Source organism: Brevundimonas sp. EU05-FHT14B07, assembly GCF_058790795.1.
This window is the reverse complement of sequence record NZ_JBYTCZ010000003.1, coordinates 119,475-128,527: the sequence shown is the minus strand read 5'-3', so window position 1 is coordinate 128,527 and position 9,053 is coordinate 119,475. Positions and strand designations below refer to the sequence as shown.

8 protein-coding genes and 1 tRNA gene are annotated in these 9,053 nt (G+C 65.2%); 4 read left to right on the top strand and 5 right to left on the bottom strand.

Features of this window, described 5'->3' with window-relative positions; all coding sequences use genetic code 11:
* Positions 1-90: 90 nt before the first annotated feature.
* Positions 91-1,341, bottom strand: a complete 1,251-nt coding sequence (locus tag AC3WRC_RS08480) for a glycosyltransferase (protein ID WP_492303557.1) — start codon at positions 1,339-1,341, stop codon at positions 91-93.
* Between the two features lie 311 nt (positions 1,342-1,652).
* On the opposite strand from AC3WRC_RS08480, the gene AC3WRC_RS08475 reads away from it, so the two are divergent.
* Positions 1,653-4,946, top strand: coding sequence for an autotransporter outer membrane beta-barrel domain-containing protein (locus AC3WRC_RS08475; RefSeq protein ID WP_492303556.1), 3,294 nt, complete (start codon positions 1,653-1,655; stop codon positions 4,944-4,946).
* Positions 4,947-5,004: 58 nt separating this feature from the next.
* On the opposite strand, the gene AC3WRC_RS08470 is transcribed toward AC3WRC_RS08475, so the two are convergent.
* The 3 genes from AC3WRC_RS08470 to lon form a co-directional block, all read right to left on the bottom strand.
* A tRNA-Val gene (locus tag AC3WRC_RS08470) sits at positions 5,005-5,081 on the bottom strand.
* 35 nt (positions 5,082-5,116) lie between these two features.
* Entirely contained in the window at positions 5,117-5,392 is a 276-nt protein-coding gene (locus tag AC3WRC_RS08465) for an HU family DNA-binding protein (RefSeq protein WP_055809073.1), read from the bottom strand.
* A 105-nt stretch (positions 5,393-5,497) separates the two neighbouring features.
* Entirely contained in the window at positions 5,498-7,894 is a 2,397-nt protein-coding gene (gene lon, locus AC3WRC_RS08460) for an endopeptidase La (RefSeq protein WP_492303555.1), read from the bottom strand.
* Positions 7,895-8,175: 281 nt separating this feature from the next.
* Between lon and AC3WRC_RS08455 the strand changes: the two genes are divergently transcribed.
* The 3 genes from AC3WRC_RS08455 to AC3WRC_RS08445 are packed head-to-tail and all read left to right on the top strand — an operon-like array spanning position 8,176 to position 8,707.
* Positions 8,176-8,304 carry a hypothetical protein gene (locus AC3WRC_RS08455; RefSeq protein ID WP_255353551.1) on the top strand — a complete coding sequence of 43 codons (129 nt, stop codon included), beginning with the start codon at positions 8,176-8,178 and terminating at the stop codon, positions 8,302-8,304.
* A gap of 59 nt (positions 8,305-8,363) precedes the next feature.
* Entirely contained in the window at positions 8,364-8,510 is a 147-nt protein-coding gene (locus tag AC3WRC_RS08450) for a hypothetical protein (RefSeq protein ID WP_156355860.1), read from the top strand.
* Positions 8,507-8,707 carry a hypothetical protein gene (locus AC3WRC_RS08445; protein WP_162233933.1) on the top strand — a complete coding sequence of 67 codons (201 nt, stop codon included), beginning with the start codon at positions 8,507-8,509 and terminating at the stop codon, positions 8,705-8,707. Before AC3WRC_RS08450 ends, AC3WRC_RS08445 begins: the two co-directional genes overlap by 4 nt.
* Here the strand turns inward: AC3WRC_RS08445 and AC3WRC_RS08440 are convergent.
* Complete coding sequence (locus AC3WRC_RS08440; protein ID WP_492303554.1) at positions 8,704-9,051, bottom strand: TfoX/Sxy family protein; 348 nt, start codon at positions 9,049-9,051, stop codon at positions 8,704-8,706. The two genes, AC3WRC_RS08445 and AC3WRC_RS08440, sit on opposite strands and share 4 nt — an antisense overlap.
* Positions 9,052-9,053 lie beyond the last annotated feature (2 nt).

Here is a 9,053-nt window from a genome sequence, read left to right as displayed (position 1 = left end):
CGCCACTTCTTTTCAAGACATCGATAAAAGAAGTGGCGCGCTCCCGTTTTCGGAAACGCGCCTGTCGAACGCGTCGTGGCCTTGGCCGCCTTAGTGCAGCGGCAATGCGATATCCGGGTTCACGAACGCCGCTTCGCCCGTCAGCTCGCCATAGACCATGCAGAGGTCTTCGAAGACGCGGTTCCAGGCGAACTGGCTGACGGCCTTCTCGCGCGCCGCCCGACCGATCGCTTCGATGTCGCGCGTGAACAGGGCCTCGACCGCCTGGGCGTAATCGTCGGCGTCCGCGCTGGCGGCCAGTTGCCCCACGCTTTCGTCGACGGTTTCGGCGACCCCGCCCGCGTTGACCCCGACGACGGGCCGTCCGCAGGCCATGGCCTCCAGCACGATCAGCCCGAACGGCTCCTTGTCATTGGCGTGAACGAAGGCGTCGCAGCTGGCGATGATCTTGGCGACCGCCTTGGGATCGCTTTCATAGGGCATGGAGATGACGCGATCTTCCTCGGGCATCCCCGCGCCTGCGCCGACAAGAACCAGATGATAGGGCGCCCCCAGCTTCTGGACCGCCTCGATCAGCACATCGACGTTCTTTTCCTTGGCCGGACGACCGGCGAAGCACAGCAGGCGCGCGTCGTCGCTCAACCCCAGCTGTTTCAGCAGCCACTGCCGGTCACGACGTTCCGGACGGAAGGTGTCGATCTCCACGCCCAGAGGCCGGATGACGATGTTGTTCACACCGGCCTCTTCCAGGCGCCGCGCGATAAAGCGGCTGGGCGACACCACCCGATCAAACTGTGAAAACAGCTTCGCCCAGCGCTTTTCCACCGGCTTCTTGGCCCATTCGCCGAAATGCAGCGCCGCGAGGCCCGCCGGATCGGAGTGGCAGAAGCCGACGACCGGGCATCCGACTCGCTGACCGGCCTCCAAAGCCCCTTGCCCGGGCGTGTAAGGATCTCCGGCCTCGATAATCGACGGCTTCATAGCCGCCACCCAGGCGCTCCAGCGTTTGACTGAACTGGGCCAGCGATAGCCATCGCCGAACGGCAGCTTGGTCGCCCTCAGTTGCACGATGCCGTCAGCGCGCGCCTTGTGACGCGCGCCGGGCACGATCAGCGAGTGACTGACCCCCGGCCGATTGGCCTCAATCCACGCCTTCTTGGACAGGATATATCGCTTCACGCCGCCCGAGCGCGGTGCATAAAGCATTGTGGTGTCCACCAAGCGGGGCCGCTCGTCCATCGCCGCCGCCTTCAGAGCCCGCAGCGTATCGGCGACTTCCACATCCAGCCCCGGAATCAGTCGGAGTTCGCTTTCCTGGACGTCGAGGTCTGTCATGCTCATGGAGTGTTCTCGCCTGGTCTGGGCTGTCGAACGCCGGAGGGGTTCGATGGATGCGTCCACGGGACGCGGCCTTTGGACCGTTCGACGCCCGTAGACCCGGGCGCGGCAAAGCTCAAGTGCGCGCCGTCGCGATTTCCTCCGCATTCGGCCTATGAGGCATCGACGAGCGAACGCGGGTCGCCTTACAGGATCGCCTCAGGACCATCACGGCCTTGCATTCGCCTCAAATTCGATAAACTTGGAACGCTGGCGCGGACCCTGCTATGGGGTCTCCCGTAACGTGACGCGTGACCACCAGGGGTTTCTACCGAATGCGTATTTTGCTCGCGACCGCCGTGGCGATCGCCCCCTTGATGGTCGCCACAGGATCTCAGGCCGAGATCGTCATCTCGAACGCCCGGACCACGCCGATCCAGACGTCCAATGCGACGGGCACGGCCGCCGACAACATCCGCATCGCCAGCGGCGGCAGCGTCGCCATCGCCTCGGGCGCGGCGGTTACGCTGAACAGCAACAACACGGTCGATCTGGACAGCGGCAGTTCCATCACGATGGACAAGTCGGCCGACGGCTCGACGGGTCTTCTGGTCAACGGCGGCAACACCGGATCGGTGATCGTCGGTGGCTCGATCACCGTCAACGACACTCAAGAAACGGCAGACATCAAGGACACGGACGGCGACGGCGATCTGGACGGTTCTTTCGCCACCGGAACTGGCCGCTACGGCGTACGGGTCACTGGAGCCTCGCCCTTCACCGGCAACATCCTTGTCGAGGGCACGGGCGTCATCGCCGTCGAGGGCAACAACTCCTACGGACTTGCGGTCGAATCAGCGCTGAACGGCAAACTCCAAAGCCTGGGCGCCGTCCGTGTCACTGGCAACGACAGCGCCGCCATCCGCACGACGGGCCCGATTTCCGGCAATGTCGATCTCGCTGGCGCCATCTCCGCTCTCGGCGCCAATGCGACGGGTGTGTCCATCGAGGGCGATGTCGGCGGCGCGCTCAAGATTCATTCCTCGGTCGTCGCCACGGGATATCGGTACACCACCCCGCCAGCCGCGCGCCCAACAACCGGCACATTCGACAACGCAACAACCCTCTTCCTAGACGAACTCGACGCTGACGATCTGCTGCAGGGCGGACCGGCTGTGCGCGTCGGCGCCAATGTCGCCGGCGGCGTGCTTCTGGATAAGGCGCTCGCCTATTCTGCTGCCGGCATCGAAGGCGACGACGATGGAGACGGCATCAAGAACGGCGACGAGGACGATGACGGCGACGGCGTCAAGAACCGCGACGACACGGACCGCGACGGCGACGGCGTCCCGGACGCCAGCGAGACGACTGCCTCCCTCACGTCGCTAGGCGGCGCGCCTGCCCTGCTGATCGGCTCGACGACCAACACCGTGACCCTCGGCGCCGTCGGTACAGGCGACGCGGCCTATGGCCTGATCAACCGCGGCACCATTGTCGGTTCCGGCCTCTATTCCGGCGTGGAGTCGCGCGCCGTGCAACTCGGCGTGACCGGTGGCCAGGCCGTCAACGTCGTCGGCGGCGTGCGTAACGAGGGCGGCATCTCATCGACCGCCGTGAACGCCAACGCTACCGGTCTTTGGATCGGCTCGGGCGTGACCGTTCCTACGATCAACAACTCCGGCTCCATTCAGGCCGTCGCTTCGGGCAAGCAGACCCAAAGTGCTACCGGTATTCTGATTGGTGCGGGGGCCAACGTTGGCTCCCTAACCAACACCGGCAATCTCGTCGCCACGTTCGGAGGCAATCAGGGTTCGGCAACCGTTATTCGTGACCAGTCCGGCAGCCTGACCCAGTTGAACAACGCCGGTTCGATCATCGGGGCGCTCAGCCTAGACACCACTGACACGAATCCCGTAACTGGCACTGTCACCGCCATCGACCTGTCGGCCAACACGACCGGCGTCACCCTACGTCAGTATGGAATTTCCGCCGCAGCAGGCAGCACGGCGACCGACACGGACGGCGACGGCGTGCCGGACGCGAACGAACCGGCCATCGTCGGCGCGATCAAGCTCGGCTCTGGCGCCGACACGGTCAATATCGAGAACGGCGTCGTCAACGGCGACATCGATTTCGGCGCCGGCGCCGACCGGCTGAACATCAGCGGCGGCGCGGTCGTGACCGGCGCCATCGCCAACAGCGATGGCCTGCTGGACATCAATGTGTCCAAGGGCACCCTGGCCGCCACCCAGACCGGCCCCACGGCCATTTCCAACCTGAACATCGGAGCCGAAGGGACGTTGCTGGTCAATCTTGACCCCGCAAACGACCGCGCTGGCGGCTTCAACGTCAGCGGCAATGCGACCCTGGCGACAGGGTCCACCCTGGGCGTCCGCTTCTCTTCGCTGATCGATCAGCCTGAGCGGTTCAACGTCATCACGGCCGGCACGCTGAATGTGGGTCAGATCAACCAGACCCTGCTGTCGGACAACTCGCCCTATCTCTACGTCGTGCAGGGTGGCGTCGCCGGCAACACCGTCTATGTCGATGCCCGTCGCCGCACGGCTTCCGAGGCTGGGCTGATCCCGGTCGAGGCGTCCGCCTACGACGCCGTCTATGGCGCGCTGGGCTCCAATGAGGCGCTGCGCAACCTGTTCCTGTCGCAAACGTCGCGCGACGGCTTCATCGACGCCTATGAGCAGATGCTGCCCGACCACTCCGGCGGACCGCTGATGTCGCTGTCGGCCGGCGTGGACGCGGTCACCCGCGCGCTGACCGGACGTAACGCTGCCGCTGCGCCGGGTGAAACCAGCGCCTGGGTCCAGGAGATCAACTTCTACGCCGACAAGGACAAGACCGACTCCTACGGCTTCCGGTCCGAAGGCTTCGGCGTCGCCGGCGGCGTCGAAAAGGGCACCAGCCTGGGCGCCGTCGGCATCTCGGCCGCCTTCACCTCGTCCGACATCAAGGATCCCGAGGCCGAGGCCGAAGAGGTCCTGTCCGCCAACCTGCTGGAGCTGGGCCTCTATTGGCGCGCCCAGGGTCAGTACTGGACGACCTGGGCCCGTGCCGCGGGCGGTTACGCCTCCTTCAGCGCCGATCGTTCGCTGGTCGCCACCGGCGTCTATCTGAACAACAAGTCCGACTGGCACGGCTGGACGGCGGCGGTCGCCGGCGGCGCCTCCTATGAGCGCAACTTCGGCCGCCTGAACATCCGCCCCGAAATCTACGGCGAGTATTTCAGCCTGTCGGAAGGGTCGCGCAGCGAGAAGGGCGGCGGCGACGGCTTCGATCTCGACATCGATTCGCGCGACAGCCACATCTTCTCGGCGGTGGCGGCGATGAACGTCGGCTATGGCTTCGGCCGCAACGGCTGGATCCGTCCGGAACTGCGCATTGGCTATCGTCAGAACATCTCGGTCGACGCCGGCGAAACCATCGCCCGCTTCGCCAGCGGCGGCCCGGACTTCATCCTGTCGCCGGACGCCATCGAAGGCGGCGGGCCGATCCTGGGCTTCCGCCTGAACTTCGGCAACGAACTGGGCATGCTGTCGCTGACGGGCGACGCCGAGCTGCTGGAAGACTACGTCCGCTATTCGCTGCTGCTGCGGGCCAGCTTCCGCTTCTGATCGCAGCCCGATACAAACAAACGAAAGGCCGCCCGAGCGATCCGGCGGCCTTTTTGTTTGGTAGGCGGCGACGGGTTCGAACCGCCGACCCTCTCGGTGTAAACGAGATGCTCTGACCAGCTGAGCTAGCCGCCCCCAAAGGGCAGAGACGGGCTTATGCCCGTCGCGCCTCAACCGTTCAAGGCGCTTTTCAAACCTTCTCCTGGGCGAAAGCGCGCGGTGCGCGAGGCGGGTCGGGCCACGGCCGCGCCGGTCTGCGGATTGCGCGCGACGCCGGCCTTGCGGTCCACGGCGACGAAACTGCCGAAGCCGATCAGCTTCACGTCCGCACCCCGCGTTAGCGACTCGGTCACCCCGTCGGTAAAAGCCTCCAGCGCCGTCTTCGCCTGGTCGCGGCTGATGTTCGCCGCATTGGCCATTCGGCCGATCAATTCCGCCTTGGTCATCGGTCCCCCTCCAGAACGAATCACTAAAGGACAGATCGGCGGTTGCGTCAAAAACGAAAACGCCGCCGGTGGGGTCACCGGCGGCGCTCGCTGTTCAACTCGGCGTTAGTGGCTGACCGCCGCCGCCGGTCCTTCTGGAGCCGCGACCGGAGCTGGCAAGGGTTCGGCCGCCTCGTCCCACTCCACCGGCGTCAGGGTGCCGACAAGCGCCCACTTCAGCGCCTCGTCCGCCGTGGAGATTGGCACGATCTCCAGCGCGGACTTCACATTGTCCGGCACGTCAGCGAGATCCTTCTCGTTCTCCTGCGGGATCAACACCGTCTTGACGCCGGAGCGGAGGGCTGCGAGCAGCTTCTCCTTCAGACCGCCAATGGCGGTGACCCGGCCGCGCAAAGTGATCTCGCCGGTCATGGCGATATCCTTACGGATCGGGATGCCGGTCAGAACCGAAACCATCGCCACGGTCATGGCCACGCCGGCGGACGGGCCGTCCTTGGGCGTAGCGCCGTCCGGCACGTGGACGTGGATGTCGGTCTTCTCGAACACCGGCGGCTTGACGCCGAAGGCCAGGGCCCGCGAGCGAACGTAGGACGCCGCAGCCGAGATCGACTCCTTCATCACGTCCTTCAGATTGCCGGTCACGGTCATGCGCCCGCGGCCCGGCATCTTGATCGCCTCGATGGTCAGAATGTCGCCGCCGAACTCAGTCCAGGCCAGACCCGTAACGATGCCGACCTGATCCTCCTCGTCCGTCTCGCCGTAGCGGAACTTTTTCACGCCCGCATAGTCGGCCAGCTTGGCCTCATCGACCGTGATCGACTTGGCTCCCATCTTGGCCATCTCGCGCACGGCCTTGCGGGCCAGACCGCCCAGAGCGCGTTCCAGCGAACGGACCCCGGCCTCGCGAGTGTAATAGCGGATCAGCTCGCGGATCGTGTCTTCCGGCACGATCAGCTCGCCGTCCTTCAGACCGTGGTCCGCCAACTGCTTGGGCAGGACGTGGCGCTTGGCGATCTCGACCTTCTCATCCTCAGTGTAGCCCGAGACCCGAATGATCTCCATCCGGTCCATCAGCGGCTGCGGCATGTTCAGGCTGTTCGCGGTGGTCACGAACATCACCTGGGACAGGTCGTAGTCCACCTCCAGATAGTGGTCGCCGAAGGTCGAGTTCTGGGCCGGGTCCAGCACCTCAAGCAAGGCCGACGACGGATCACCGCGCCAGTCCGATCCCAGCTTGTCGATCTCGTCCAGCAGGACGAAGGCGTTGGTGGTCTTGGCCTTTTTCATCGACTGGATGATCTTGCCGGGCATGGAGCCGATATAGGTTCGGCGGTGGCCCCGGATCTCGCTTTCGTCGCGCACGCCGCCCAGCGACATGCGAACGTACTCACGCCCCGTCGCCTTGGCGATGGACTTGGCCAGCGAGGTCTTGCCGACGCCGGGAGGGCCGACGAGGCACAGGATCGGGCCCTTCAGGCTGCCGGTACGGGCCTGGACCGCCAGATACTCGATGATCCGTTCCTTGACCTTCTCCAGGCCGAAGTGATCCTCTTCGAGGATGTCTTCGGCCTTGGCCAGGTCGATCGGCTTCTGCTTGGCCTTGCCCCACGGCACGGACAGCAGCCAGTCGAGATAGTTGCGCACGACCGTCGATTCCGCCGACATCGGGCTCATGTTGCGCAGCTTCTTGACCTCGGCCTCGGCCTTGGTGCGCGCCTCCTTGGACAGGCGCGTCTTACGGATGCGCTTCTCCAGGTCCATGATCTCGTCGCGCGCGTCGTCGGTCTCGCCCAGCTCGCGCTGGATCGCCTTCATCTGCTCGTTCAAATAATATTCGCGCTGGGTCTTCTCCATCTGGCGCTTCACGCGCGAGCGGATCTTCTTCTCGACCTGAAGGACCGAAATCTCGCCCTCCATCAGCCCATAGACCTTCTCCAGCCGCTTGGGCACGTCGAAGGTTTCCAGCAGGCCCTGCTTGTCGGCGATCTTCACCGACAGATGGGCCGCGACCGAGTCCGCCAGCTTGGAGGCGTCGGTGATCTGGGGGATGGAGCTGAGGGCCTCGGGCGGAACCTTCTTGTTCAGCTTCACATAGTTTTCGAACTGCTCGACCACGGCGCGCAGCATGGCCTCGGCCTGCGAGGCGTCGCCGGCCTCATCCTCGATCTCGACGGCCTCAGCCTCGAAATACTCCTCACGATCGGTGAAGCGGGTCAGGCGCGCGCGGCCCTTGCCCTCGACCAGCACCTTCACCGTGCCGTCGGGCAGTTTCAGCAGCTGCAGCACCGAGGCCAGCACGCCGATGGGATAGATGGCGTCCGGCGACGGATCGTCGTCGACGCTGTTCTTCTGGGTCGCCAGCAGGATCTGCTTTTCGCCCTTCATGATCTCGTCCAGCGCCTTCACCGACTTCTCGCGTCCGACGAAGAGCGGCACGACCATGTGCGGGAAGACGACGATGTCTCTCAGCGGCAGGACGGGCAGGATTTTTGGTTCAGTCATGATGCGTACTCCTGGGCCATTGATCATCTCCGGCCCGCCGTCAGGGTCCGCCGGGCAAGAGGCCCGACCGGCGCATGACGGCCCGTCGATTCCGACGGCGTTCGGATGAGTATGTGGTTTGAAAGACCCGCGGTTCAAGCGTGACCGCGGAACGGCCCACATCTGCGTGGCCACAAGCCCTTCCGATCACGTCGCTTTAGGTCCGCATTACGCCCGGCGGCGCTTTCGACATGGCCGCTTTACGGGGATCGGGCGTCTTCTGCCGCTCCAAGGAGATGACCATGAGCCGTTCCCACCTGCTGGCCGAGACCCTGAAACGTCCCGCCCCAGCGCCGACAACCCTTCAAATGGCGCTGACCTTCATCGGCGCCCTGTTCGGCGCCCCGATCCGCAAGGGCCGCGCGCGATGATGCAGGGCCATGTCGAGGGCGGCGTGACACGCGCCGCCCCTCCCCGACGATACAGGGTCGTGCCTCGCGCCAGCGGTTGGGCCGTGGCGGTCAACAACGCCTGCACCCGCCCCCTGCCCGATCGCATCTCGGCCGAACGTCTCGCCGCCCGACTTCAGGCCGAGGCCGACCGCCTGAACCGCGACCAACATCGCCTCACACAATGATAATGCCGCTAGCCTCACCACCCGCGTTCGAAATCCTGACGATCCAGCCTGTCGGCGATCGCTGGCGCATCACCTCAAGCGACGGCCTGTTCGAAGGCGTCTTCACCGACGCCAAAAGCGCCGTCCGATGCGCCAGAGCGGAGGCCGAGGCGCACCCGTGGCACTCGGTTCGGATGGTTCGACCCGATACGGCCTAGCGCTTCTTCCCCGACGCCTTCTTGACCGCCACATCCAGCGACCGCCGCGCCCAGGCGACAGCCTCGTCGGGATCGTCCAGGGCGGGTTCGGGCAGGCTCCAGTAGCCCATGCTCATCATGCGGCCGTCCTTGGTCGGATAGGTGAACTGACGCGAGCCGGCCTCGACGAAGGCCTCACCCAAGGCCTCATCGCCCTTCAGCCAGACCACGCCGTCGTCCAGCAGGGCGAACATGACACCGGCGGCATAGACCCCGGCCCCGCCGAACATACGCTTGATCTCCAAGCGGCCGAGCGCGTGGAAATGCTCGCGAACCCATTCGCCGAAGTCCGCGTCATAAGCCATCA

What these genes read in the sequence shown, in the direction of transcription:
- AC3WRC_RS08480 (WP_492303557.1), bottom strand. Translation starts at nt 1,341, where the DNA reads ATGAGCATGACAGACCTCGACGTCCAGGAAAGCGAACTCCGACTGATT.
- AC3WRC_RS08475 (WP_492303556.1), top strand. Translation starts at nt 1,653, where the DNA reads ATGCGTATTTTGCTCGCGACCGCCGTGGCGATCGCCCCCTTGATGGTC.
- AC3WRC_RS08465 (WP_055809073.1), bottom strand. Translation starts at nt 5,392, where the DNA reads ATGACCAAGGCGGAATTGATCGGCCGAATGGCCAATGCGGCGAACATC.
- lon (WP_492303555.1), bottom strand. Translation starts at nt 7,894, where the DNA reads ATGACTGAACCAAAAATCCTGCCCGTCCTGCCGCTGAGAGACATCGTC.
- AC3WRC_RS08455 (WP_255353551.1), top strand. Translation starts at nt 8,176, where the DNA reads ATGAGCCGTTCCCACCTGCTGGCCGAGACCCTGAAACGTCCCGCCCCA.
- AC3WRC_RS08445 (WP_162233933.1), top strand. Translation starts at nt 8,507, where the DNA reads ATGATAATGCCGCTAGCCTCACCACCCGCGTTCGAAATCCTGACGATC.
- AC3WRC_RS08440 (WP_492303554.1), bottom strand. Translation starts at nt 9,051, where the DNA reads ATGGCTTATGACGCGGACTTCGGCGAATGGGTTCGCGAGCATTTCCAC.